Source organism: Luteolibacter luteus (assembly GCF_012913485.1).
Taxonomy (GTDB): domain Bacteria; phylum Verrucomicrobiota; class Verrucomicrobiia; order Verrucomicrobiales; family Akkermansiaceae; genus Haloferula; species Haloferula lutea.
Window position 1 is genome coordinate 2418524 of the sequence record NZ_CP051774.1, and the last position, 24170, is coordinate 2442693.

General features: G+C 61.0%; 21 protein-coding genes and 2 tRNA genes. 6 read left to right on the forward strand and 17 right to left on the reverse strand.

Annotated features, from left to right (window positions below):
- Window positions 1-317: 317 nt before the first annotated feature.
- Window positions 318-1457: a TIGR03364 family FAD-dependent oxidoreductase gene (locus HHL09_RS10180; RefSeq protein ID WP_169454538.1), complete on the reverse strand. Its 1140-nt coding sequence runs from the start codon at window positions 1455-1457 to the stop codon at window positions 318-320.
- A gap of 149 nt (window positions 1458-1606) precedes the next feature.
- Between HHL09_RS10180 and HHL09_RS10185 the strand changes: the two genes are divergently transcribed.
- Window positions 1607-2794, forward strand: a complete 1188-nt coding sequence (locus HHL09_RS10185) for an AraC family transcriptional regulator (protein ID WP_169454539.1) — start codon at window positions 1607-1609, stop codon at window positions 2792-2794.
- Between the two features lie 179 nt (window positions 2795-2973).
- Here HHL09_RS10185 and HHL09_RS10190 read toward each other — a convergent pair whose 3' ends face one another.
- Complete coding sequence (locus HHL09_RS10190) at window positions 2974-4026, reverse strand: PA0069 family radical SAM protein (RefSeq protein ID WP_169454540.1); 1053 nt, start codon at window positions 4024-4026, stop codon at window positions 2974-2976.
- A 115-nt stretch (window positions 4027-4141) separates the two neighbouring features.
- Between HHL09_RS10190 and HHL09_RS10195 the strand changes: the two genes are divergently transcribed.
- Together HHL09_RS10195 and HHL09_RS10200 are read left to right on the forward strand one after the other, a co-directional pair.
- Window positions 4142-5458 (forward strand): APC family permease, encoded by a 1317-nt coding sequence (locus HHL09_RS10195; protein WP_169454541.1) that lies wholly within the window; start codon window positions 4142-4144, stop codon window positions 5456-5458.
- The gene (locus HHL09_RS10200; protein ID WP_169454542.1) at window positions 5455-6552 is read left to right on the forward strand and encodes a hypothetical protein; all 1098 of its coding nucleotides are present in this window, start codon (window positions 5455-5457) and stop codon (window positions 6550-6552) included. Before HHL09_RS10195 ends, HHL09_RS10200 begins: the two co-directional genes overlap by 4 nt.
- Window positions 6553-6565: 13 nt before the next feature.
- On the opposite strand, the gene HHL09_RS10205 is transcribed toward HHL09_RS10200, so the two are convergent.
- Window positions 6566-7606 carry a serine hydrolase domain-containing protein gene (locus HHL09_RS10205; protein WP_169454543.1) on the reverse strand — a complete coding sequence of 347 codons (1041 nt, stop codon included), beginning with the start codon at window positions 7604-7606 and terminating at the stop codon, window positions 6566-6568.
- Window positions 7607-7710: 104 nt separating this feature from the next.
- On the opposite strand from HHL09_RS10205, the gene HHL09_RS10210 reads away from it, so the two are divergent.
- Complete coding sequence (locus HHL09_RS10210) at window positions 7711-9321, forward strand: ABC-F family ATP-binding cassette domain-containing protein (protein ID WP_169454544.1); 1611 nt, start codon at window positions 7711-7713, stop codon at window positions 9319-9321.
- A gap of 37 nt (window positions 9322-9358) precedes the next feature.
- On the opposite strand, the gene HHL09_RS10215 is transcribed toward HHL09_RS10210, so the two are convergent.
- The 11 genes from HHL09_RS10215 to HHL09_RS10265 form a co-directional block, all read right to left on the reverse strand.
- Complete coding sequence (locus HHL09_RS10215; protein WP_169454545.1) at window positions 9359-11623, reverse strand: hypothetical protein; 2265 nt, start codon at window positions 11621-11623, stop codon at window positions 9359-9361.
- Window positions 11624-11765: 142 nt separating this feature from the next.
- The gene (locus HHL09_RS10220; protein WP_169454546.1) at window positions 11766-12149 is read right to left on the reverse strand and encodes a hypothetical protein; all 384 of its coding nucleotides are present in this window, start codon (window positions 12147-12149) and stop codon (window positions 11766-11768) included.
- A gap of 7 nt (window positions 12150-12156) precedes the next feature.
- The gene (locus HHL09_RS10225; RefSeq protein ID WP_169454547.1) at window positions 12157-12459 is read right to left on the reverse strand and encodes a gamma-butyrobetaine hydroxylase-like domain-containing protein; all 303 of its coding nucleotides are present in this window, start codon (window positions 12457-12459) and stop codon (window positions 12157-12159) included.
- Window positions 12456-13142, reverse strand: coding sequence for a YggS family pyridoxal phosphate-dependent enzyme (locus HHL09_RS10230; protein WP_169454548.1), 687 nt, complete (start codon window positions 13140-13142; stop codon window positions 12456-12458). Before HHL09_RS10230 ends, HHL09_RS10225 begins: the two co-directional genes overlap by 4 nt.
- The gene (locus HHL09_RS10235; RefSeq protein ID WP_169454549.1) at window positions 13139-15376 is read right to left on the reverse strand and encodes a carboxy terminal-processing peptidase; all 2238 of its coding nucleotides are present in this window, start codon (window positions 15374-15376) and stop codon (window positions 13139-13141) included. Before HHL09_RS10235 ends, HHL09_RS10230 begins: the two co-directional genes overlap by 4 nt.
- A gap of 112 nt (window positions 15377-15488) precedes the next feature.
- The gene (locus tag HHL09_RS10240) at window positions 15489-16232 is read right to left on the reverse strand and encodes a S1C family serine protease (protein WP_169454550.1); all 744 of its coding nucleotides are present in this window, start codon (window positions 16230-16232) and stop codon (window positions 15489-15491) included.
- A 17-nt stretch (window positions 16233-16249) separates the two neighbouring features.
- Window positions 16250-16813 carry a polysaccharide biosynthesis/export family protein gene (locus HHL09_RS10245; protein ID WP_169454551.1) on the reverse strand — a complete coding sequence of 188 codons (564 nt, stop codon included), beginning with the start codon at window positions 16811-16813 and terminating at the stop codon, window positions 16250-16252.
- A 33-nt stretch (window positions 16814-16846) separates the two neighbouring features.
- Entirely contained in the window at window positions 16847-19009 is a 2163-nt protein-coding gene (locus HHL09_RS10250) for a GumC family protein (protein WP_169454552.1), read from the reverse strand.
- A 158-nt stretch (window positions 19010-19167) separates the two neighbouring features.
- Window positions 19168-20424 (reverse strand): outer membrane beta-barrel protein, encoded by a 1257-nt coding sequence (locus HHL09_RS10255; RefSeq protein ID WP_169454553.1) that lies wholly within the window; start codon window positions 20422-20424, stop codon window positions 19168-19170.
- A gap of 54 nt (window positions 20425-20478) precedes the next feature.
- Window positions 20479-21069: a hypothetical protein gene (locus HHL09_RS10260; RefSeq protein ID WP_169454554.1), complete on the reverse strand. Its 591-nt coding sequence runs from the start codon at window positions 21067-21069 to the stop codon at window positions 20479-20481.
- Between the two features lie 49 nt (window positions 21070-21118).
- Window positions 21119-21189, reverse strand: a tRNA-Gly gene (locus HHL09_RS10265).
- Between the two features lie 167 nt (window positions 21190-21356).
- On the opposite strand from HHL09_RS10265, the gene HHL09_RS10270 reads away from it, so the two are divergent.
- A tRNA-Gly gene (locus HHL09_RS10270) sits at window positions 21357-21430 on the forward strand.
- 7 nt (window positions 21431-21437) lie between these two features.
- Here HHL09_RS10270 and HHL09_RS26840 read toward each other — a convergent pair.
- Window positions 21438-22079, reverse strand: coding sequence for a DNA-3-methyladenine glycosylase (locus HHL09_RS26840; protein ID WP_169454555.1), 642 nt, complete (start codon window positions 22077-22079; stop codon window positions 21438-21440).
- 78 nt (window positions 22080-22157) lie between these two features.
- Between HHL09_RS26840 and HHL09_RS10280 the strand changes: the two genes are divergently transcribed.
- Window positions 22158-22553, forward strand: a complete 396-nt coding sequence (locus tag HHL09_RS10280) for a hypothetical protein (protein ID WP_169454556.1) — start codon at window positions 22158-22160, stop codon at window positions 22551-22553.
- Here the strand turns inward: HHL09_RS10280 and HHL09_RS10285 are convergent.
- The gene (locus HHL09_RS10285) at window positions 22528-23283 is read right to left on the reverse strand and encodes a Nif3-like dinuclear metal center hexameric protein (RefSeq protein WP_169454557.1); all 756 of its coding nucleotides are present in this window, start codon (window positions 23281-23283) and stop codon (window positions 22528-22530) included. The genes HHL09_RS10280 and HHL09_RS10285 overlap by 26 nt on opposite strands.
- 39 nt (window positions 23284-23322) lie before the next feature.
- The gene (locus HHL09_RS10290) at window positions 23323-24036 is read right to left on the reverse strand and encodes an RluA family pseudouridine synthase (protein ID WP_205761017.1); all 714 of its coding nucleotides are present in this window, start codon (window positions 24034-24036) and stop codon (window positions 23323-23325) included.
- Window positions 24037-24170: the final 134 nt, after the last annotated feature.

Here is a 24170-nt window from a genome sequence, read left to right on the forward strand (position 1 = left end):
GAAGAGTGCCGGGGACCTTTGAAAAAGGCAGCCTGTTCCGCCTGTTAAAACAGGGAAATTAACAGGCGAGATGCCGGTCCTCGTAAGATGGCAGTTGAAAAGTTCTTGGCCGCTTCGTGCGGGATCGGGGTTTTGCGAGACTTTCGATTCATTCGGGAAGAGCATCGCGCGGATCCGGGTTAGCTTTCTACTGCCACGGAGTGGAGCTGGCTGCTCATGAGATTGAATTGTGCCGTCCGGAGCCCGGCGGGGCGATCCTGCTGAATAACCGATAAAAATTGCAACAAAGTTTCTTTCAGGAAACGTGACAGATTTGTTTAAACCGTTGCCTCACGTTTGGCAAAGAAACGATCGGCCAAGCCGAAGGACATGGTCATGCCGGAACCACTGGTGCCAGTGGCGATCTGAACGCCTGGCAGCGCCTGGACGCGGAACTCCGGGCCATCGTAGTGCTTTGCATAGATGCCGTGCCAGCGCTCGGCGATGGTCCAATCGGGAAAATCAAAGAGCTTCCGGAGTTCACGGAGCATGAGTTCATCAATCTCCGCCTTGTCGAAAATCTCGATGTGATCGCCGTACTCGTGCGAGTCCCCCAAGACGATCGCGCCGAAGCGGTCCTGCGAGGCCATGACATGGATGCCGTAGCGATCCAGCTCCGGCATGTCCCAAGCGACGCGCGCCTTTACCTCCGACAAGCTGGGACAGATCGAGAAATTCCCGTACTGCCGGAGCGAGAGGCCGCTGGCGAGCATGGGGCCCAGATTCCAGCCTTTCGGCTGTGGAACCGTGCGCAACATCTGGAGCTTGCAGGGCCGCAGGGGGCTCGCCGCGAGGATCTCCGGGAAGAGGGTTTCGAAGTCGTGGCCGGAACAAACAAAGGCCTCGTCAAAGGTGTGGGTTTCGCCGGATGCGGTGACCAGCTTGCCTTCCCTGACCTGCGTGACCGCGGTGCGCCAATGGAAGGCGACGCCATGCTTTTCACCGAGGAAGGCCGGAAGCAGTGCCAAGGCCTGGCGGGGATCCACATTGATTTCGGTACGGCTGAGCAGGCCGGCCCTTGCGACACCGCGACGAACACCTGGACAGCTTTCCTCGACTTGCGCACGGGTGAGAAGTTCGACCTGATAGCCGAGGTCGGGCGCGGCCTTGGCAAACTCCTCAAGCACGGAGGCTTCGTCCTCATGCTCCACGACATGCACGCTGCCGGTCGGGCGGGAGTAAGCCCCGGACTCGCGTACGAATTCCTGCCAGAGTTCGCGGCTGCGGAGGGCGGCCGCAAAGTATTCCGGTGCCTGACCAATGGGCCAGCACATGCCGAAGTTTCTTACGGAAGCACCGCGTGCCTTGTCGCTGCGCTCAAAGACGGTCACGCGATGTCCTGCACGGGCGGCGGCCCAGGCATGGGCGAGACCAACGATACCTGCTCCGATGATCGCGGTATGCGGCTGGGTAGACATTTGGAAATCGTAGGAAGAACGGTCCGCAAGGGTCGATAGGATATTCGCAAGAATCCTTGGCGTTTTTACCATCGAAGATGGCGATGATGCCAATGACACGGGTCCCCGTGGAATTGATCTTCTGCCAAGAATCCTATCAATTCTCCCACATGAACCATGGCCCCACCTTTCGCCGCACCTGGCGTGTCGGCATCCGCATGGTGGACTGGGCGCAGGGTTTCGGGAACCGCATCTATGGTGGGATCCTGGACTTCCTGCGCGAGGGGCATTCCTTCGAATTGGAGTTTGTGCAGCCGAGTGGCTCCGACTTGCCCGCGGTGACGATCGACGAGAACTGGCAAGGTGATGGCCTGCTGGTCTTCCGCTATACGCCGGCTGAAGCGAGGGCATGGAGGAAAAGCGGAATCAAGGTGGTGAATCTCAGCTCCGAGCAGCCGCCGAGAGGGGTGCTCTTTCCCCGGGTGACGCTGGAAAACCAGGCGGCCGGGCGACTGGCGGCGGAGCATCTGTTAGGGCTGGGCCTACGGAGCTTCGCTTTCCTCCACGATCCCGGGAGGACTTATTCGCGGGAGCGGCTGGAAGGATATCGGGCGAGGCTCCACGAGGACGGCCACACTTGCCGGATCCTCCCGATCCCCTCGTCGTCGTTTTCTCCGAAGATCCGGGCCCGGCAGATCGAACAGATGGCGTGGCGGATCATGGCAAGCTTGGAAGCTCCCTGCGGGCTCTTCGCAAAGGATGACATCTCCGGTGTCACGGCGATCCGGGCACTGAAACAGGTGGGAATGCGCGTGCCCGAGGATGTGCCGGTGGTGGGGGTGAGCGATGACATCGTCTTTTGCCACGCGACGACCCCGGCGCTGAGCAGCGTCCGGTTTCCCGGGAAGCAGATCGGCAGGGCTGCGGCGGAACTGCTGTTCCGGATGATGAGTGGCGAGACGATGCCTCCAGAGACGCGGATCCTGGCACCCTCGCCGGGGATCACGGTGCGGGAGTCCACGGGTCGTGTGGAATTGCCGGATCCGGTGGTGACACGTGCGATGAATTTTATCCGGAGCAGGCCGCTGAATCTGCCGATCGACACGGAGTTGCTCTGCCGGGAAGCAGGCGCTTCACGCGAGCAACTGCGACAGCGGTTTCATGCGACGTTGGGCCGGACGCCGAAACAGGAGGTGGATCGGATCCGCTCGGCGCGGGTGAGCGATTTGTTGAAGCGGACCGATTGGACCTTGGAGCGGCTGGCCGAGCATTGCGGGTTTTCCGGCGGGGATGAGTTGTGCCGCTTCATGAAGCGGGTGACGGGGTCGACGCCGGGAGAGATCCGGAGGGGGTTGTAGGAAAAGGCAAAATCACTAGTCATCCATTTTCCAATCATCAATCGGAGTGCGCTTCGCGGGGCAGGAGAGTTCAAGCGTAAGCGCATTCGTGACGCCTGCGCCGGTTGGTTGAGCGCGTGCGTGACGAGAAAATCCGGAAGGAACCGCGCTGTGGGTCAGAAGCCCACTTTTCAGAAGGATCAGAATAGCTCGCCCTGCCCGGGCATGACCTTGCGGAAGGCGGCGGCGCTGAGCTCGGGGGCTCTGGTTGCCAAGCCGAGCCTCCTGCAACTGGCGTGGAAGAGCGCGTGCAATTGGCCGGCCGATTCACCGCTGCCGCGCATGCGATGGCGCTCACCCGCGGTGGTATTCAGTTTTCCATCACGGGCAGCGCGAATGCGATTCAGCACCTTTTCCTTCCGGTCCGGGAAATGGCGATCGAGCCAGGATTCGAAGACCGTGGATACGGCGCCGGGGAGTCGCACCATGGTGTAGGAGGCGAAGCTGGCCCCGGCGTCCTTGCAAGCGGACAGGATGGAAGGGAGCTCGCTGTCGTTGATCGCGGGGATCATGGGAGCGGCGCTGGGACCGACGGGCACGCCGGCATCGGCGAGCATGCGCATCGCTTCCAGACGGGCGCGCGGTGTTGAGGCTCGGGGCTCAAGAATCCGCGACAACTTAGGGTCAAGCGTGGTCACGGATATGAAGACACAGGCGGCGTTATGCTTCGCGAGTTCGGAGAGGTAATCGAGATCGCGGGCGATGAGTGCATTCTTCGTGACCAAGCCCACGGGCTGGCGAAAACGTGCCATGACCTCCAGGCAGCGGCGGGTGATTTCCAATTTCCGCTCCACGGGCTGATAGCAATCCGTGACGCCGCTCATCGCGATCAGGGATGGCTTGTAGGAAGGCTTCGCCAACGCAGCTTCGAGCAGACGCGGGGCGTCCTCCTTCACGACGATCTTCGACTCGAAGTCGAGGCCGGCGGAGAAGCCGAGGTACTCGTGATAGGTCCGGGCGTAGCAGTAGGCGCAGCCGTGCTCGCAGCCTCGATAGGGATTCACGCTGAGCTCAAAGCGCAGGTCGTCCGACTCCACCTTGTTCAGCACCGACTGGGAGTCGTCCCGCAGGAAGCTGGTCCGAAGCGGACGCGGATCCTCATCGACCCATGCATCCTCGTCGGTCTCGACATGCATGGCCTCAAAGCGATTGGACGGGTTCTCCCCCGCCCCTCTGCCGCGATGCGGATCCATGAGGCGAGCTTTCCAAGGGTGGCATCCGGTCGCAATCTAATTGTTCACATGAACACTTATCAGATTTATGGAAAGCCCGTTGCGGGATGCGCGGTTTTCGGGAAACAGTTAGAGCGTGTCAGAAAAAAAAGGAGCCGGGGCCGCCGCAGCGACCGCGCTGGTCGTAGCCAGCATGGTTGGGACGGGGGTGTTCACCTCGCTCGGCTTCCAGTTGGTGGACCTGACTTCGGGACCGCAGATCCTTTTCCTGTGGCTGCTCGGCGGCTTCATCGCGCTCTGCGGGGCGCTGTGCTACGCAGAGGTGGCGGCGAGCCTGCCAAAGTCGGGAGGCGAGTATCACTTCCTGCGAAGCCTCTACCATCCGAGCCTGGGTTTCATGGCCGGAATGCTCTCGGCCATTGCGGGATTTGCCGCGCCGACGGCGATTACCGCGCTGGCCTTCGGCAAATATTTCCATGAGTGCTTCCCGGTGCTGAGCGTGGAGCTTTCCGCGGTGCTGGTGATCCTACTGGGCACGGCAGCTCATGCGATCAGCACGCGGACCAGCGCGAGGATCCAAGTGGGCGCGACGGCGCTGAAGCTGCTTCTGATCGTTGTCTTCATCGTGGCGGCGTGGGTGCTTCCTGGGAAAGGCGACATCCGCTGGGCGATCGATTGGACGACCGATAGCCGGACCATCATGCAGCCGGCCTTCGCGGTGGCGCTGCTCTTTGTCTTCTATTCCTACACGGGCTGGAATGCGGCGGTGTATGGTCTGGAAGAATGGGATGACCCGCAGCACACGGTGCGGCGCGCCTTGGTAGGCGGGACCTTGCTGGTGGCCCTTCTTTATGTCGGGCTGAATGCTTCATTCCTCCATGCGGCCCCGGTCGAGGACATGAAGGGGGTGGTGCAAGTGGGCCACGTGGCCTCGGTATCTCTCTTCGGCCAAGGAGCGGCAAGGGTGGTGGCGGGGCTTTTCGCGGTGGGCCTCTTTGCCTCAGTGAGCGCGCTGCTATGGGCGGGACCGCGCGTGTTGGGGGCGATGGGCAAGAATATGCAGGCGCTGCGGATGTTCGCGCCGCGCAAGGACGTGCCGCATCTCTCGCTGATCTTCCAGGCGGCGCTGGCGCTGATCCTGGTGGCAGCTGTCGGCTTCCGGACCTTGATCGAGGCGACCCAGGTGGGACTGACGCTGTGCACTTCCCTGGTGGTGGCGGGCTGCATGGTCCTGCGCAAGCGGATGCCGGACCTCGATCGGCCAGTGAAGGTGCCGCTCTATCCGCTTCCGCCCTTGATTTTCCTCACGATGGCCGCATTCGTCATCGTGCGAACCGCCATCGTGGACTTCGAAGCGCTCGGCGATGGCCAGCCGAAGCCCACCTTGATCGGGATGGGTGCTGTCCTCGGGCTCGTCCTCCTCTGGTTTCCACTCAAACGCCTCCGCCAATGAAACGATTGCTCCTGCTTCCCGTGCTTCTTGCCGCCGCCTGTTCGCCCAAGCCACCGCCACGCGGCCAAACGCAAACGCTGGCACCGGCTGCCGAAGCCTTCACCCCGGCAGAGGGCCGTCCGACTGCTAATGACGTGGCCCGCTTCCTAGCGGGACGCCCGGTGGATCACGGGGCCGTGCTTTCCCAGATCCAGCAGACGGGGGCTTATCAGAATCACTCGGAAGGGATGGCGGTGAATTGGCGCGCGATCGCTTCGAAGCGGACCGGCCGCCAGCGCGATTGGGCGGCAGCGAACCTGCAACCGATCATCGGAAACCCGCGCACGCTGCTTTACCCCTTCGGCGGGCCGGATCTGCTCTATGCCACGGCACTCTTCCCGCAGGCATCCAACTACGTGCTGCTGGGACTGGAGCCAGCGGGCGGGCTGCCGGACCTGGAGAGTGCCGATCCGGCTGAAGTGATGGCCGGCCTGCACCGCCTGAAGGTGGCGATGGATTCCCAACTGAAGACAGGCTACTTCATCACGAAGGACATGAAGAACGACCTCGCCGGCGGTGCGATGCCGGGGGTGACGCCGATCCTTCTGGCCAGCCTGGCGCTGATGGACGCCGAGGTGCAGAGCGTGGACACGATCAATGCGGGAGGACGCAGTGGCGTGGACATCCGCTTCCGCCTGCCGGGCGGTGGCTCCCGCCGCGCGATCTATGTATCCGGGGATCTTTCGAACGGCGGCTTCAATTCCGCTTACCGGAGCTGGCTCTCGTCGTATGGAGGTGGCGTGGCCTACTTCAAGGCGGCCTCGTACCTGATGCATGACTCCGGCTTCTCCGGGATCCGCGATTGGGTGCTGGAGAATTCGCGTGCGGTGGTGCAGGACGACTCAGGAATCCCGTATCGCTACTACGATTCCAGTAAGTGGAATGTCCGGCTCTTCGGCGACTACGATGCACCGATCGAGCTTTTCGCGAAGCACGCGCAGCCCGAGCTCCGCGCGGCTTACCAGGCAGCGGGCGGCGGACCATCGATCCCCTTCGGTTCCGGCTACCACCTGCGTCCGGACAACGCGAACCTGATGGTGGCGACGCGGAAGTGAGAGAGGATTTGCTTTAGATCGTGGAGAGGAAGGGTCCGTCCCGCCAGGAGCGGGCCCTTCCGAGCCGCACGATGACCTTTTCCTCGGAGGGCCAGATGAAGACACGTCTGCCCGATGAGCCGATCAAGGCCACCATTTCGGGCGGCTGGATCTTGGACAGGCAGGCGCCCTGCCAGAAGGCGGAGGATCTGGGAGGATCGATGGAGTCTTCGACTTCCACGGCGTAGGAGCCGGAGCGACGGGCATTTGTGTTCCGCCAGATGCCGCCACCGAACATGGGATTTACCGCGGAAGGGCGAGTCATGCGGGCAAAGATCGCGGGGTCGAAGCCGTCCTGATGTTCCCCGTGCAGGAGGGCGCCGATGGTCCGGCCGAGGCGGCCGAGCTCGTCCACGCTGATTTCCGCACCGGTCGAGAGGAAGAAGCGGCCCTTTTTGTCCGAGCGCCAATCCGGGCTGCTCAGGCCGATCGGGCGCATGACGGCGCGGTGGATGAATTTTTCCAAGGTCTCCCCTTTCGCCGAGAGCTTCCGATGGAGCAACTCCCCGAGCAGCTCCCAGCAGGCCGGGCCGTAGCGGAAGAAGGTGCCGGGCTCGTCCACGGCGCGGAGAGCGACGGCCGCGCGGCCTTTGTCCTGAGGATTCCGGTAGAGGGCCGCGACCCCGGCCTCGAGACCGGCGGTCTGCTGGAGGAGCATGGAGACGGTAATGCGCATTTTCCGGGCATCGCCATTCCATTCCCGGACGGTGTCTGCGACGCGTTCCTGATCGGAAAGCCAGCCTTCCTGCATGGCCCGGGTGGCGGCCAGCGCGGCGAGGGACTTCGTGAGGCTAAGGGCTTGATCCCGGGCGTCGGGGTTCCATTCCTTGACCCGCCGGATCCCCCGCCAGGCCGCCCAGCCCTTGCCGCCTTGGCTTTTCGCCATCATATCCGCCCGATCGAGACGGGAGGAGGTCCAGCGCTCCCCACCGGGGGAGGATGAGGAGGAAGGGGCCGCGCAGCCCCCGCAGGCGGTGGCGAGGGCACAGAGAAATTCGCGACGGCTGACGATCATGCGCTATCCTAAACGGCTTAGACGCGATTCCGGAAGGCGCAAACCCTTCCTTTCACCCCGCCTTGTGCCTTGCTCCCGGGCCCGGCGTCCCCTACATCCGCCCCGTGCTCACGATCCACAAGCTCACGAAGACCCTCGGCGGACGCACCCTTTTCCGCGACGCCGAACTGTCGATCAACTGGGGCGAACGCATCGCCCTCGTCGGTCCGAACGGTGCCGGGAAGTCCACGCTTTTCCGCATGATCCTCGGCCAAGAGGAGCTTGATGGCGGTACGATCGAGCGCGACGACTACGCGATCACCGGCTATTTGGCGCAGGAATCCGGCGATCCAGGCGATGAAACGGTGCTGGAAATCGCGATCGGCATCACTCCGGAGATGGTCGGCTACCTGCGTGCGATGCGCGAGCATGAGGCGGCAGGCACGACGGATCATCCGGACTACGCGCATGCGCAGGACCAATTCAACCACCTGAACGGCTATCAGCTCGAACCGAAGGCGAAGAAGATCCTCGCCGGCCTCGGTTACAAGGAGAGCGACTTCCACAAGACCGCGCGTGAATTCTCCGGCGGCTGGATCATGCGTGCCTACCTGGCGCGCCTCCTCGTCCAGGAGCCCGACCTGCTGATGCTGGACGAGCCGACGAACCACCTCGACCTGCTTTCCCTGCTCTGGTTCCAGCGCTACCTGATGAACTATCCGGGTGCGATCCTGATGATTTCCCACGATCGCGACTTCATGGATGCGATCGTCGAGAACGTGATCGAGATCGATCCCGATGCGCAGGAGCTGATCGCCTACACGGGGAACTACTCCAGCTACCTGGAGCAGCGCGAGGCGCGCTACGAGCAGAAGGTGCAGGCCTACCGCAACCAGAACAAGGAGATCGAAGGCCACCAGGAATTCATCGACCGCTTCCGGCAAGTGGGCTCGAAGGCGGCGCAGGTGCAGTCACGCATCAAGTTCCTCGAGAAGATGGAGCGCATCGAGAAGCCGCGTGCTCCGCGCAAGCCCTTCAAGTTCGCCTTCCCCCAGCCGCCACGCTCGAACCAGAAGGTGATCGACCTGCAGAAGGTCAGCCAAGCTTACGGCGAAAGACAGATTTACAACGGTCTCGATCTCACCATCGAACGTGGCGACAAGATCGTGCTGGTGGGTCCGAACGGTGCGGGTAAATCGACGCTGCTGAAAATCCTGGCCGGCGTGCTGCCGATCAACGGTGGCAAGCGCGAGGTGGGCTACGCGACCAAGCTCGGCTACTATTCGCAGCACCGCTCCGAAACGCTGAACGAGGACAATACCGTGCTCGAAGAGGTATTGGCGAGCTGCACCACGCTGCGCGAGGAAGATGCCCGCGCGATCCTAGGGTCCTTCCTCTTCCGCCGCACGGATGTGGAGAAGCGCTGCGGTGTCCTTTCCGGTGGTGAGAAGTCGCGTCTGAATCTGGTGAAGTTCCTGGTCGATCCGCCGAACCTCCTGCTGATGGACGAGCCGACGACGCACTTGGACATCCTGTCGATCGACTCGCTGGTGAACGCGCTGAAGGCTTATGAAGGCACGCTGGTCTTCATCTCCCACGACGTGCACTTCATCCGCAATCTCGCGGAAACGACGCTGCACATCAACAACGGTACGGTGACGCGCTACACGGGCGGCTACGACTACTTCCTGGAGAAGAGCGGGCTGAACGACGACCGCGGCGCGGTGACGGCTTGAGGATCGCCCAAGCGCGCCCCGCTACGCGGCGGGGCGACTATCGTGGTGTGTCGTTGTCGGGCACCATCTTCGGAGTGACGGAGGGCCAGGAGAGCTTGGCCGAGCCGTCTCCCATGATCCAAGTGAGGGTATTTCCCTGGAGCGTGGCATTGCCAAGATTCAGCGGCATTACCGGCTCAGGGAAAAAGCCGGGGAATCCGATGCCTCCGTCCCGGACAATGGTGGTGGTGGTGCCGTCGTTGTGCCGGCGCACTTCCGTTTCGGTGAAGTCGCCGTCACCGGTGAGCTGGAACTGATTGATGCGGCCAACACCGAAGTCGATTTTGCCGGAATTCCGGATGCGTTTCGGGGCAAAGGTTTCGTCGGCATTCGGATCCACGGAGGTAAGCGATGAGCCGCCTGACCAAGTGATAGTGGTCGCAGCATCGGGCGAGTAGGTTCCGGAAGCAGAGACGGTGCCTTCGCAATCGGCCATGTTGGAGAAGAGCCTGCCGAGGTACTGGACGGGCATTTCGGGGTTCCCGCGACTGCCGCGGATGTCGGCGCGGAACTTCACATTCATCACCAACTTCGCGGTGAGCGAGCCCTTGGGATTGATCTCATAGGTGAAGGGCACGGTCCATTCCGTGATGGGCACGAGGTTGCTGCGGGTGGTGAAGCCTTTCCTCATGATGACCTCGATGTTTCCGACGGGAGGTGACGAAGGCATGCGGATGGCGATGCCGTAGAAAGGCTCCCAACGGACAACTTCCATTTTCTTGCCACCCCATAGCACCTCGCGCAGCGAGTCGCCGGGATCGTCGCCGAAATCGCCCTCAATGAGGAACTTGGTATAGGGCTCATTGAGGTCCTTGTTCTCGTGGATCACCCGCATGATCGAGGGGCAGAGGATGTAGCCCGGCTTTGATGGATGATCATACCAGGTGAGCTTCGCATTCGGCCGATCCTGCTTCGGATACTTCGGGCTCGGGTCGTAATCGAATTCGAAGGCACTCATCCACCAGCGGGTGGCCATCAGGGAGAAGGCACGCTCCTTCGGCATCGAGATCGGAGGTTCCTGGTTCATGCCAAGCAGGCGGTCGAAGACCTTCAGGCAAGGCGTGCCGCTGTAAGGGCCGGAGACCCAATCCCAGCTGGCGTAGGAACCGGCACCGGCCTCGGTGAAGCCAGCAGCGAGCTCAGCGCCGCCACCGAAACAGGCATCGACGACAACGATGGAGTTCGGAGCGAATTTCAGGTGCTTGCGAACGAATTCGGAAGTGATGGAGTAGAAGGGCTTCTCCTCGTCATCCACCGCGAAGTTGATCTCGTCATTCTTGATCATGGCCGCGTAAGGGCCATCGCTGAGCGCATCCGTGGCATACTGGCGCGTGACGAGGCAGATTCCCACGCTGCCGTCCCTCTTCTTATAGGGGACACCATGGGACTGCCAGAAGAGCACGCCGATCGGCTTCGAGGAGGACCAGCGGAGGATCTGGTCGATCGTGGTGCTAGGGAAGTTCGTGACGGAGTAATTCCGGGCCGTGAGCCAGCCACCGATGGTGGGAGCGGAGTTCGGGAAAGTGCTTTCGAGAGAGAAGGCGGTGATGGCATTGTTGCTATCGGGAAGACTCCGCCCCGTCTCCGCAGGCGGGGCTGGAGGAGCGGAGGGAGTGAAGACACCGGGAGGACGGATCGTCTTCGCCTGGAGCGGGGCCAAACTCTCCATCGAAGGCCCGGTGTAGCGCCGGGGGGCCCGGAGCAAAGTGGCGGTGGTGCCATCCTTGAAGCGGACCGACACATTCTCGGCGGGGGGCACGACTTCCGCCGATGCAATCAAGGGATTCTGGAGTGCCCATGCGATGAGATTTCCCTGCCACTCCTCGACAGGGAGGGAGCCCCACTCCCGCATCTTCGGCGACGCGGAGGTCAGGAAGGCAATCTTTGCTCCGGAGCTGATGCTATCCGCATAGGTCACGTAGCAGAGATCCGGCCCGGAAAGCTCGACCGGCGGAAGCGTGGTGGAGGTGCCGGTCTTGACCCGCGCGAATACCTTTCCTCCCGCTTGGGGAGGCAGCCGGAACATCAGCTTCGCGGCACGGCCATCAATCGCACCAGCGATCATGGGGCGCCACGAGGCCGGAGCCGAAAGATCATTGGTGATTTCCAGAACAGCGTGGCGAGAGCCTTCCGGCACATCGGCCTTCACCGTGAAGTAGCCCAAGGCATCAAAGGCCGAGCCGCGATTCTCGGGCACGGCGGAGAAGGCCAATGACGCGAGGCAGAAGCTGAGAAGACAAACGAGACGAAGATGGATGTGCATGGGAGGCTCCTTCTTGTTGGTGGAGGTCCGTGATCATGCCCATCGCTTCCATTTGGTAAATGGACCCAAAGATGATGGAACGAAAGGCCCATCCGGCCGCATTCATCTCATGCGCGGCCAAACTACCACTCGACGGCGGCGCTCAAGGCCAACCCGTCTTCAACTGCCCGAGGAAGAGGATAAAAAGCATCAGCGAGAGCATGGTGCCGCTGCCAAAGATCAGCCACCTGCCCCTCCCGATCGGTTCGCCCTTCCGGAACAGCCCCCGCAGATAAAGCTCCGACGCAGGCCCGAGGAAGAAGCAGCAGTTCGCACCAACAGCCACCGCGAACCCCATCAGCAGCGCTTCAATGAACCCAATGTTCTCCTCAGTGACCAAGGTGAACAGAATCAAGAGGCCCGGCAGCAAAAGCAGAGCGTTGTAGAAGATCCTCAACCTCTCCCAGGCCAGCACCAGCTCCCGTAGCGCCGGCTTTTGTTCCAACACCGCATTCAAGGTACTGGAGGGCGGCGCGTAGGGATCCATGGCGATTCTAGGGTAAGACAGCGAGACGCTTCAGGTAATCATGAGAGTAAATGCCGGTGGAGTGCCCGTCGCCCCAAAAAAGTTGCAGGGCATAGCCGCCGATCACCTGGAAACGCAGCAACTCGAAGCCGCGCGGCCCAATCTGCTGGACCGGGCGCAGCACGCGCCCGAGGGCATCCGGCTCGCCTTGGCAGGCGGCGCAGGGACAGGCTCTCCGCAGCAGATCGAGTGGTAGAAACAGCTCCTCACCCTCCTCGAAACGGAGTGCGAGTTCATTTCCAATGACGGTGGCGTGGTCGAGTTTACTCATGCCGGATAAGATCGATGCCCGAAGATTGCGGAGCCGACGCGCACGATGGTGGAGCCCTCCAGGATGGCTTGTTCGAAATCCCCGCTCATTCCCATGCTCAGGCCGGGGAGATGGAGGCCGGAGGCCGTGCGCAAGCGCTCCCTCAATTCACGGGTAGTCGCAAACCAGTGGCGTGCCCTCTCCTCATCGTCCGGCGGGATGGACATTAGGCCGATAACCGCCACGTGCTGCATCCCCGCGAAGGCGTCTGAAGCGGCAAGAAGCTCTTCGGGAGAAAATCCACCCTTGCTCTCCTCTCCGGCGACATTGACCTCCAGATAAATTTCCGGGCGCTTGCCCTCCTCTCCCGCAACGCGGTCAAGGTGCTCGGCAAGGCGCAATGAATCCACGCTGTGGATCACATCGAACTCACCCAAAACCTTCCGGGCCTTGTTCCGTTGAAGGCCCCCGATGAAGTGCCAGTGGATATCCCTCGGCAACGCAGCGATCTTCGGAGCGGCCTCCTGCTGGCGGCTTTCCCCGAAATGCCGGTGCCCGGCACTATATGCCTCTTGCACCGCCTCTACAGGGAAAGTCTTCGTAACCGCAAGCAACTCGACCTCACCGGGTCTTCGTCCTGCCGCCGCACAAGCTGCGGCGATCCGGTCACGAAGCCCGGCCAATCGTTCGGCAACATCCGTCATCGATCCAGCAAGCCAGCCATCCGCGCATTGCGGGTGATGTCCACCAGGTCGTTGAGGATCATCACGCCTTCCCGCTTGTGGGGATCGAGGGCACTCGGCCACTGCGGCGTGTCATCCAGCTCGGCGGTTTCATCCTTCGCCCGGCGCATGTATTGCTCATTCTCCGCGGAGGGATCGAAAGCCCGCAGGTCGCCGCCCTTCTCCACGTCATCGAGAGTCAGCTTGTAAAAGGCGAGCTGCTCCTTGTCCTTCTTCTGGACCTCGGCAAAGCGGGCCTTGCGCTCAACATTGCGCTGTTGCTGCTGCTGGTCGATTTCGTCCAGCTCCTTCTTCCGATCCGCCATGTTCAGCGAGACCTTGTTATCGCGGATCCGGGCCTTCGCCTTGGAAATATCCTCGGAGATGTAGGCGAAGTCCTTGGAGGCCTTCACACGCTCCTCGCTGAGCTCCTTGATGCGAGGCAGGAAAAGCTGCTCTTCCTTGAGAGGCACGAAGTCCGGAGCCTTGCGGATCATGTCGTGCTCCAGCGGGTGGTCGAGGAAGGCCTCCCCGACCTCAAGCGCATCCGTGAGGCTGGGCAGCACGACATCCGGGATCACGCCCATCTTCTGGGTGGAGGAACCGGAGGGACGGTAGAACTTCTGGATGGTCACCTTCAGGGTGCCAGCCTTGTTGCGGGCCTTGAAGAAGGGAAGCATACGACCGATGTCCATCGGCTGCTGCACCGTGCCCTTGCCGAAAGTGGACGACTCACCGACAACAACCGCGCGGTGATTGTCCTGCAGGGCGCCGGCAAGGATCTCGCTGGCGGAAGCGCTGCTCTTGTCCGTGAGCACGATCATCGGGCCGTCATAGATCGGCTCCTTCTCGGACTCCTTCACCTGAATCTCGCCGAAGGTATTCCGCACTTGGACCACGGGACCGCGGCGGGTGAAGAAACCGGTCATGCGGCGGACTTCCTCAAGGGCTCCACCGCCGTTGTTCCGGAGGTCGAGGAGCAAACCATCAATGCCTTCGTCCTTCAGACGCTCGAGCAAACGCTCGACGTCGACCGAACAGCGCACCTTGCCTTCATCGAAGTCGGCGTAGAATGAGGGCAGCGTGATGATGCCAAGACGGGAGTTTTCGCCGTCCTTGCCCTTCATCTCGATGATCTCGGCGCTGGCCTGCTCGTCCTTCAGGGCGACCTTGTCGCGGACGATGCTGATGAGATTGGTTTCCCCGGGAGCCCCGCCGGCGGGCTCTGCCTTGAGCTGCACGGGCGTGCCCTGCTGGCCGCGGATGAGATCGACCACCTTGTCGATCTTCATGAACATGATATCGACCATCTCCTTCGGGCCATCGCCATCCGGATCCACGGCCACCACGCGGTCATTGAGCTTCAGGATACCCTGCTTGTCGGCCGGACCGCCGACGACGATGCCCATGATCTTGGTGGCACCGTCCTCCTCGCCCTGCAGCAGTGCACCAATGCCCACGAGCTCGTTCTTCATCCCGTCGCGGAAGCGATCCATCTCACGGGTGCTCATGTAGTCGGTGTGGGGGTCAAAGGACCGGGCCACGGCGCTGAGGAACATGGCGGCCACGTCTTCGCCATCGACGTCTTTCACCACGCTGTGGTGGAAACGCTCGTAGCGCAGGGCCAGCTTTTCCTTCGGGTCCTTGTCGTTCTTGAGGGGGTTCGGCTTGCCCTGCTTTTCGGCAAGCTTGGCGATCATATCGCGGCGCAAGTTCTCGGAGAGCACGGCCTCCTTGATCTGCTGGCGCCAGATGCTCATCGCTTCCGCCTCATCCTTCGGCCAGGCTGCGTCCTTGCGGCTGCGCTGGAGGGACTCGCTCTTCGTGAAATCAAACTCTTCGGAGGCCAACATCTTCTTGGCTTCCGCGACGCGTGCTTCAACGCGCTTCTTGAAGGTGTCGTAGATGTCCTGGGCAGCACGCATGCTGTCCTGCTTCATGATCATCTCGGAGAGATTCTCCCCGTACTCACGATTGAAGCGATCGATATCCGCTTGGGTGAAGTAGACCTTACCGGAATCGAGGTCCCGGATGAAATCCTCCAGGAAACGAGGACCCATGTCATTGAATGGCAGCCGGGCGAAGTGGCTGTTCTGCAGCATGATCGCCATTTGGCGGCCCACTTCGTCAAAGTCCGCCTGCTGGGCGCATGCGGTGAGTGTCGTAGCCGTGAGACCTACCGCGAGGGCAGCGCTGCGGATGCGTGAGAATTTCATGGAGAGTGAATGACCGGAACCGGGGCGGAACAATTTTGGAAACGTCGCACACCGGGTGAAATTGTCGATTTTTTAAAGCCGCTGGGAAGTTCTACGCAGCAGAGGACCTGTTTTAGGGCGCGGCGGGCTTTTTCCGGGTCCGCTCGAGCCAATCTTTGAAAAATGCCTCGCGAGCCTCCTGCTCCATGCGCTCGAGCATCTCGAAATCGGGTCCGGCGGGGATGAAGCCATTGATAAATCGCGCCTGGTTGTCCGGCAGGCCCATCGGCCTCGCACCAAGTTTCAAGGGGAGCTTGAGCGTTTCCGCGCCACGGAGGACCTCGAGATTCACCTCGGTGCCCGGCCTGAGCTTCTTTACCTCGGCGATAAGGGCCTCGCGAGCCTCCGGACCGGACCAGCGGGTATTGTCCATGGCGAGGATCACGTCATTGTTCCTGATACCAGCCTGCTGCGCAGGAGAGCCCGGCTGGACGGCTTTGACGAGCACGCCAGGCTTGGGATTCGGAACGGGGATCCCGCCGTTTACATCCTCCATGGTGATCCCCAGATAGCCTGCGGCGTTCTTCGCCTGATGGTCGCCGATGACTACGGTTTTCAGGGATTCTCGCAAGCGGAGCTGAACCTCCGGATCCTTGGCCCCCTCATACTCCCTGAGCAGAAGGTCCTTGGACTTCGCCGGGTTGGCGTTCGCCCATTCCAGAATCTTATCCTGTGCTTGGACGCGGGCTTTGAAATCCTCGCTGGCCAGTTCCCCGACCCACCCCTTGAACGCCGCGTCCTGGCTAAAAGACGTCACCGGGATGACCCAGAAGGCCATCCCGGCGACCAAAACATTCGTGAAGCGGACGATGCGCATCACGCAGAAAGGCTGAATTACCTGCCGATCATGTTCTTCTGCGGAATCAGAATGGTGTCATTCGGTTCCACGATGACGCTCATGAACTTGGTCTGATTGAGGTCGTATTCTTTCCGCTGGCTGCCGCGGATCAAGCTGACGCGGTTCATGGCACCGAACTCGGTAGCCCCACCAGCTGCCTGGACGGCATCGTAGAGGGTCATGCCACGGACGTAGTCCACGGGGCCGGGCCGCTTGGCCTGACCACCCACGGTAAGGCGGAGCTTGTTCAGGGTTTCATCCGTGGAGGCGAAAACCTGAATCGTCGGGTGGGTGTAGATGTCCGCCGCCTTGTAGGCCGCCTCGATGCTACCCGCGAGAGCCTGGGGGCTGAGGCCCGCGGCACGCAGCGATCCGATGAAGGGCATGCGGATGGTCCCCGATTCCGACACCGGATAGGTGTTATTGATCAGCTGGGTCTCGCTGGCAGGAACGCCTTGGATCCGGATCTCAATCGCCCGGCCGGCACTGATGGCGGACTGCGCCTGCACCGCCGGGAGGAACCCGAAGAGGCACGCAAGAAGGATAAAAAGATGTTTCATGGAATCATTTTTTTGAGTTTGGCCTCCAGAGCATCAATACAGGTCTTGCTTCGAGTCATCCTTGGAGGAACGGGACGACGGGCGCTGGGCAGCGGGCTGATTCGGCGACGAGGACGGCGCCGGAGCCTGCGATTCGGCAGGGGCGTAGTAGGTGTAGTAGCTGGTGTAGTACTGATACTGGCTGTCGCTGCGGACATCCACGTTGTTCAGCACCACGCCGATGACGTGGCCACCCACATTTTCGACGGCCTGCTTGACGCGCAGCAGCATGTTGCGCGGCAGCTTGCGGTGCTGCACCACGATCATGGTGAGGTCCACTTCGCTGGCGAGCACCGAGGCATCGCTCACGCCAAGAATCGGCGGGGAGTCGACAAGCACCAGGTCGAAGCGCTGCTTCACGTCCTGGATCAGCTCCGACATGCGGCGGGAGTTCAGGATGCCAGCCGCGTCCGCGGGCAGGATGCCGGAAGGCATGAAGTAGAGGTTATCCACCGGAGTCTGGAGGATCACGTCTTCCAGCATCAGCTCGGTCGTCAGGTAGTTCGTGAGACCCACCGAGTTATTGATGTCGAAGAAGGTGTGCAGGCGCGGACGGCGAAGGTCGGCGTCGATCATCAGGGTGGTGTAACCGCCCTGTGCGCAGATGTAGGCGAGGTTCACCAAGGTGGTGGACTTACCTTCACCCGCACCACCGGAGACCACGGTGATGGCATTGTCCTCGGGGTTCTTGCGGTTGAACTCGATGTTCGTGCGGAGAATCCGGTAGGCTTCTGCATCCGGGCTCATGCCGCTCTGCTTGTAGAGCACGCCCACATCCTTCGGGATCACGGCGAGCACCGGCACTTGAAGGTAACGCTCGACGTCTTCCAAGGTCTTCACCGAGGTATCGAGGTATTCGAGGAAGAAGGCCACGCCCACGCCGAAGATCAGGCCCACCACCGCACCGAGCGCGAGGTTCAGCTTGATGTTCGGGCTGACCGGCACCTGCGAAAGCGTAGGCTCTTCGTGGATGATGATCGGCTCTTCAATGACCTTCTGGTTCATCTCTTCTGAGATTTGCTTGATCTTCAGCTGCTCCAGAAGGCGCTGTGAGGTCTCGAAGTCGTTCTTCGCATCGACGAAGGCTTGGTTGGCGATACCCTTCTTGATCGCGCCGTCCTTCTTCTCGTTCATGCGGGCTTCAAGCTTGAGCGACTGTTCCTTTGCCAGCTCCAGCTTTGCCTTGAGAATTTCGCGGAGGTTCGCCACGGCTTCGACCAGATCCTGTTGCATCTTGTCGATGATGGCAGCCTGTCCTTCCACCGTGGGGTGCCTGGAACCAAGGCCGGAACTCTTCATGCCTTCGAACTCACGCTTCTGCTCCTGATACTGGGGCAGCAAGGTCGGGATGATGTTGTCCGGGAGACCAAGACCGCCGGCGTAATTGAGAAGCTGCTCGCCATCATACTTGAGCAGGGTTTCGATCTGGCTCTCCAGCTGGATCTTGTCTTGCTCGAGGGCAAGGAAGGCCTTGGTGGCGTTCTCCGCGTCGTCCGCTTCGTTGAAACCGCCCGAGCCTTGGAAAAGACTCTGGTCGCCCTGATAGATGATCTTCTCTTGGCGAATGATCTGGGACAACAACTTCCGCTTGTCTTCCACCGCGTCTTCCTGCTGCTGCACGGCGCGGCGAAGTTGTTCCATCGCTTGGACCGCAAACTCGCTCTGCTGCTTGGTCCGGCGCTCACGGTAAGCTTCGGAAACCGCCTTGGCGATGGCCTGCGCGTCCTTCGGGTCACTGTAGCGGACGCGAATCTCGATGAGCGCGGTTCCACGGATGTTCTCCGCATCCACGATGCTCCGGAGCGTGCGGCGCACGGCTTCGGGTTCGGAGTTCCACTTGTTCACGAGGTCCAAGTCCTCGATCGCCTTATCGAGCGTCTTCTGGGCCCTGATGACCTCGAATTCGGTCGGGAAGAAAGTCTGACCCATCTCCATCGCTGCCCGGTTATTGTCACCGGTGCCAGGGATGAGATTTGCGCTGGTGCCCTTCGGGCGAACCTGCACAACTGCCTTACTTTCATATTTCTTCGGCATCACATAGGTGATGACGAGCGCCGTCATGAACACCAGCAGGAAGGTGAGGAGGATGACCCCATACCGGTTCTTGATGACCTGCCAGTAATCTATGGCATGGAGGTTTGCCTCCGATTGGTTCATTGATTGGTTCATTAATCGCGATTGCTGGGATGGTTTATTGTCACGGATCGCACGTCATTCAAACGAAAACTCCCGCAATGGAGGACCATTGCGGGAGTTCGCCTTTTAAGGTTGGATGAGTGCTTGGAAAGGAGTTCCTGAGAAATTCCAGGTTCCGATCAGAACTCAGCGCGGACGCCCACGCTCACGCGGTTCCGGTCATACTCGCGGCCTGGCAGGTCGGAGCTGGAATCGGTGTAGTTGTAGGACACGTTGCCGTAGAGGTTCTCGGTGAATTTCACGGAGAGACCGACGTAAGCATTGATCAGGTCTTCGGTCGGGTTGCCGCCGAACGGAGTGGTCGTGCCGGCGATGCGACCGTCATCGTAATCGGAGTTGATGTAGTCAACACCACCGAAGAACGAGAGCATCTGCGAGAGGTCGTATTCACCGCTGACACCGATGCGAAGGGTCGCCTTGGCATCATACTCGGTGAGAGCAGAAACCGGAACACCACCCACGAAGCCAGCGGAGGTCACCACGGTGTCGTAGTCTTCAATGCCGTAGCGGAGGAAGGAACGAACGCGGAATTGCTCGTTGACGTTCGTGTTGAAGGTCACTTCTGCATACGGATCGGTCGAGTCACCATCGCTCACTCCGTCCATCTGGCGGAACTGAGCACCCACGCGGGCGATCATGATGGTGTTCGGGCTGAAGCGATGCTCGGCACCCACCAGCACGTAGTGGTTCTCGGAGTCGGAAGCGTAGCCGTTACCGCTGACTTCAGAGTAGCGGTATTCTGCGGTTGCCACGGTCTGCGGAGAGACCTGATAGCGGAACTGATTGTAAACCGTCCACGTGTCGCGGTCCGAGTTCGGGACGTTCGAGTCGTAGTCGAGACCGCTCAGCGTGAAGCCGGTGTAGGTCGCGAGGCGCTCGGTCCAGCGGTAACCGACGGCGTTGTCGGTCTGCCAGTAGAGATACTCACCCACCTGACGGGAGGTGGAGTAGCCGTAGGAGTAGTCCGGCTCCAGCTCGTAGGAGATGAAGTTACGGCTCGAGAAACGCAGGCGCTCGCTGACGCGGTGCGTGAAGTTCACGCCGGCACGGGCTTGGCCGTAGAGGTCTTCCGAACCGAGAGCCTCAGGCTCGTCGAAGTAGTAGATGGCGCCGACGCGGGCATACACATCCCAAGTCGTCTGCGGGGTGATGGAAACGAAGGACAGACCAACGTAGGGGTTGATGCTGAGGGCTTCGTCATCAGCACCTGGACCCACGGCGGTCGGATTGACATTGTCGTCGTAGGTCAGGTTGGCACCCACCGTCCACTTAAGAGGAAGGCTCTCTTGAGCCTCGTCCTGAGTGTAGTAGAGGCTGGCATTGGCAGCACCAATGGCCGTAACCGCGGCGAGAGAGGAAAGCAAACTGCGTTTCATGAAGGAAGAGGGAAGCTAAGATTTAAAGCTATACGGAGTAGCAGCGGCCGCTTTTCAGTTAGCGAACACTTCCGGCTGCTGGACCGGGCGATCGATCGGCGTGCCAATCGGAGGAACGATCACCGGAGGGATCACCGGAGGCAGACCAGGAGGAAGGGCCGGAGCACCACCAGGAGTCGGGCCGACAGGGCCTTGACCCGGGAAGTCGAGCGGATTCCAAGCAGGCTTCACTTCCACCTGCGGATTCTTGCCACCCTTCGAGCTGTAGCCGGACTCGCCCTTGTTGGGCTCAAGGCGGCTGATCACACCTTGCACGTCAGCCAGAGCCTCAGGGGCCACTGCGACGGCGCACTGGGAGATCAAGCGCATTTTGTCAGGAGCCGAAGTAGCGGCGGTCTCGACAATGGCAGCAACAGTCTTGCTGTCAGCCTTGGAAGCTTGGATCGCAGCCTTCACCACGTCGCAAGCGCAGTCCGGATTAGCGGACACTTCTTTCTCGACGATTTCGAGAACGGTTGCGGGCTTGGCGGCAACGGCATGCTTCACGGAAACGGAGAGCTTCAGGCAATCCACCTCGGCCATCGTGGCGGCGGGGAGCATGCCCAGAGCGGCTGCCACTAGCGCAAATCGGAACGTGGTTTTCATGTTTGGGAATTTGAGTCGGGATCGTCGTGTCCTGGCAAGATCGAAAATAAGCGGGTAGTGGGAATCGAACCCACATAGCTAGCTTGGAAGGCTAGAGCTTTACCACTAAGCTATACCCGCGAAGTCGGGCGAAAGCTAACAGGCGTTGGGAAAGACCCGCAAGCTCTTTTTACGCGATTTCACGGACTTTTCAGGTATCCCCCCTAATCACGGAGGGTCTGAAAATTCATCATTTTGCATTGCATTGAAAGCCAATGCGAGATAGCTCCCCGCCGTCTCTCCGACAGGCGGGTGTAGTTCAATGGTAGAACGCGAGCTTCCCAAGCTTGAGGCGTGGGTTCGATTCCCATCACCCGTACCAACCCGCGTCAGCGGCTGACGTGGGCATTGCCCCTCTCGTGGAACCGCCACGGGAGCTCCCTCGCTCGCGAAATTCCGATCCTCTCCCCTTCGACCACTCCCAGGTTGCTGCCTCGGAAAATTCCGGTTTCTGGCCCGTCCAGAAATGCCGTGCCGTGGTTTGCGCCCGTAATTCCAAGCGATTTTGTGAGCTTGCCTGGCCCCGAACATAGATGGCGCGGGTCCATCCTGCCGCGCCTCTCCATCATGGTCTCTATCCCGCAGACAGGTTCCAAGGCGCGGAAAAGCACGAAGCCGGCGCCCCCGGGGCCTTTGACCAAGATGTTGAAGAGCCAGTGCACGCCGTAGTTGAGGTACACATAAGCAGTCCCCACGGCATGCTCTTCAACAAAGCGCCTGGCACCGGGCCGGAAAAAGGTATGGCATGCGGGATCCCCCTCCGCGGTATAGGCCTCCGTTTCCACAATCCGGCCGGAGCAGCCTTTCCATTGGAACAGGCAGCCGATGAGTTCCCGTGAGCAAGTAACGGGGTGGCGCTCGAAAAATGGGGCAGTCAGACGCTCCATGGGAATCCCGGAACCTCGGGGCCTCCACTCTTGCGAGCAAGGCCAAGGTAGCAGAAAAAATCCCATGACCCGCAGCACCACCATGCCCTAACTTGGGCCTTCTGTGGATTGGCTGCCGGGTTGATCGCACCTAGGACAATCCGTTTCTGCCTCGATCTCTTCGTGGCTCACACTCCGCCCGCACAAACGGCGCGGAAGATCCTGAATGAATATGCCACGGACTCCCCGCCCCAGTTCATCCTCGGATTCGTTCCCTTCATCGCTCTCGCGATAATCTGTATCATGATGCGCAGGCTTCCTCCAGCGCGCTTGGCCTGGCTCTCACTTGGAGGCCTGCTCGGGGTCCTCGGGCTGACAGTCTTTCTCTATACCGTTTTCTGGTTCCCCTACTACTCCCCGGGAGCAACCCCGGACGCCAACGCGCCGATCGCCCTTATCTTTTTCCCCTTCTATTGCATCTGCGGGATGGCGGGCGGCATGTCGCTAGGCTGGCTGGGGTCCCGAGTCCTGCCGAGACCTCCCGGACTGCCGGCTACAGACCTGTCGGGCGATCAATGAACGCGGTGGCGAGCCCGAAAACGCGACTCAGCCGTTCGGCGAGCGCCTTCACCCCAAAGGTCTCCGTGGCGTAATGCCCCGCGTAGAGAAGGTTTACGCCCAGCTCTTCCGCCAAGGGATAGCTCCAATGCGGACCTTCGCCGGTGATGAAAGTATCAATCCCCTCCCGCGTGCAGATCGCAATCTCCGAACCCGCGCCACCCGTGACGACCCCTATCTTTCTAATGTCTTCCGGTCCACCCGGGGATAGATGAACGGGACCACCTACGGAGGCCACCACCCTTCTCACAAGCTCGTCCCTAGAAATCACCGTCTCTACCGTCAGGCCCACCTTGAGCCCCTTGTAATCCATGAAGCTGCCGCTCGGCTCGAAGCCAAGGGCGCTCATGAGAAGGGCGTTGTTTCCCAGCACGGGGTGAACGTCCAAAGGAAGATGAGCCGAATAGATGGCAAGGCCGCCATCCATGGCAGTCTTGATCTTCTTATAGAATGCACGGGTCAGCGGCTGCGTGCCCTGCCAGAACATCCCGTGATGAACGACGAGCAGATCCGCGCCCTCGGCTACGGCAGCTTGGACCACGGAGAGCGAGGCATCCACGGCCGCAGCGACCTTGGTGACCGTGCCGCCATTCTCAAGCTGCAGGCCATTGACCGCGCCGGAGTAGTCGGGAATGTCCCCGATTCTCAATTCTTCATCCAGATACGTGACGATCTCCTGCAGGCTGACCATACTGGAAACTGAAACGGGAAGCGCGATTTAGCCAATGCCTTATCGGGCATTTCCTGCGAAGGCGGCAAGATCCGCTGGTAGTTGCGATCGCCATTCGATCCGCTTTCCCTCCCACTCCACCGCCAGCAGGCAGGCATGCAGGGCATGACGCGGCAAGATCAGGCGGGCCGCGGAGACATCGGACAAGCCGCCTGAGATCTGCTCCAGATAGGGGCTTCCGTCAGTTCCATAAATCTTGTCGCCCACCAAGGGGTATCCGGCGTGCTCGAGATGGACACGGATCTGATGCATCCGCCCGGTTTCCGGGAAACAGCGCAGCACCGCGAATTGGCCAAGGGCATTGGAGAAACGCCCCTCGACCCGGAATGCCGTCACGCAATCCCGTCCGCTTGGATCGACCACCTGCCGTAGCCAGATGGCCCCACCGCCTCTGATAATCGAAGCTTCCACCCGGAGTTCGTCCCATTCCGGCCAGCCGTGGACGATCGCGAGATATTCCTTCTGCACCATCCTATCCTGGAACTGGAAGGAGAAGTGGCGGGCCGCCGTGGCATTCTTCGCCACCAGCACGAGCCCGCTGGTTTCGCGGTCCAAGCGGGTCAGGATCGAAAGCCGAGCGCCATTCGCCCGCTCATAGATGAGCAGTTCTTCCAGGCCGCCCAGCAGGGTCGGCTCGACCTTGCCATTTGCAGGATGGACGGCGAGGGGCGCGGGCTTCTCGACGACGATCCAGTCATCCGATTCGTCGATCACCTTGAAGTCGCACTCTGCCCGCACGGCGTTGGAGTAGCAGGCAGCAGCCGGGCGGTAGCGAGGGAAAAGACGCTGGGAGCTAGCGTTTTATCGACGGTTTGCCCTTGCCAAGCTGCTACCTGCTACCCGCTACT

Excerpts from the sequence above, each read along its gene's own strand:
- HHL09_RS10220 (WP_169454546.1), bottom strand. The coding sequence starts at position 12,149 with ATGGATCCCTACGCGCCGCCCTCCAGTACCTTGAATGCGGTGTTGGAA.
- HHL09_RS10180 (WP_169454538.1), bottom strand. The coding sequence starts at position 1,457 with ATGTCTACCCAGCCGCATACCGCGATCATCGGAGCAGGTATCGTTGGT.
- HHL09_RS10255 (WP_169454553.1), bottom strand. The coding sequence starts at position 20,424 with ATGAAACGCAGTTTGCTTTCCTCTCTCGCCGCGGTTACGGCCATTGGT.
- HHL09_RS10230 (WP_169454548.1), bottom strand. The coding sequence starts at position 13,142 with ATGACGGATGTTGCCGAACGATTGGCCGGGCTTCGTGACCGGATCGCC.
- HHL09_RS10240 (WP_169454550.1), bottom strand. The coding sequence starts at position 16,232 with ATGCGCATCGTCCGCTTCACGAATGTTTTGGTCGCCGGGATGGCCTTC.
- HHL09_RS10245 (WP_169454551.1), bottom strand. The coding sequence starts at position 16,813 with ATGAAACATCTTTTTATCCTTCTTGCGTGCCTCTTCGGGTTCCTCCCG.
- HHL09_RS10225 (WP_169454547.1), bottom strand. The coding sequence starts at position 12,459 with ATGAGTAAACTCGACCACGCCACCGTCATTGGAAATGAACTCGCACTC.
- HHL09_RS10260 (WP_169454554.1), bottom strand. The coding sequence starts at position 21,069 with ATGAAAACCACGTTCCGATTTGCGCTAGTGGCAGCCGCTCTGGGCATG.
- HHL09_RS10250 (WP_169454552.1), bottom strand. The coding sequence starts at position 19,009 with ATGAACCAATCGGAGGCAAACCTCCATGCCATAGATTACTGGCAGGTC.
- HHL09_RS10190 (WP_169454540.1), bottom strand. The coding sequence starts at position 4,026 with ATGGATCCGCATCGCGGCAGAGGGGCGGGGGAGAACCCGTCCAATCGC.
- HHL09_RS10205 (WP_169454543.1), bottom strand. The coding sequence starts at position 7,606 with ATGATCGTCAGCCGTCGCGAATTTCTCTGTGCCCTCGCCACCGCCTGC.
- HHL09_RS10215 (WP_169454545.1), bottom strand. The coding sequence starts at position 11,623 with ATGCACATCCATCTTCGTCTCGTTTGTCTTCTCAGCTTCTGCCTCGCG.
- HHL09_RS10285 (WP_169454557.1), bottom strand. The coding sequence starts at position 23,283 with ATGGTCAGCCTGCAGGAGATCGTCACGTATCTGGATGAAGAATTGAGA.
- HHL09_RS10185 (WP_169454539.1), top strand. The coding sequence starts at position 1,607 with ATGAACCATGGCCCCACCTTTCGCCGCACCTGGCGTGTCGGCATCCGC.
- HHL09_RS10200 (WP_169454542.1), top strand. The coding sequence starts at position 5,455 with ATGAAACGATTGCTCCTGCTTCCCGTGCTTCTTGCCGCCGCCTGTTCG.
- HHL09_RS10235 (WP_169454549.1), bottom strand. The coding sequence starts at position 15,376 with ATGAAATTCTCACGCATCCGCAGCGCTGCCCTCGCGGTAGGTCTCACG.
- HHL09_RS26840 (WP_169454555.1), bottom strand. The coding sequence starts at position 22,079 with ATGGTGGTGCTGCGGGTCATGGGATTTTTTCTGCTACCTTGGCCTTGC.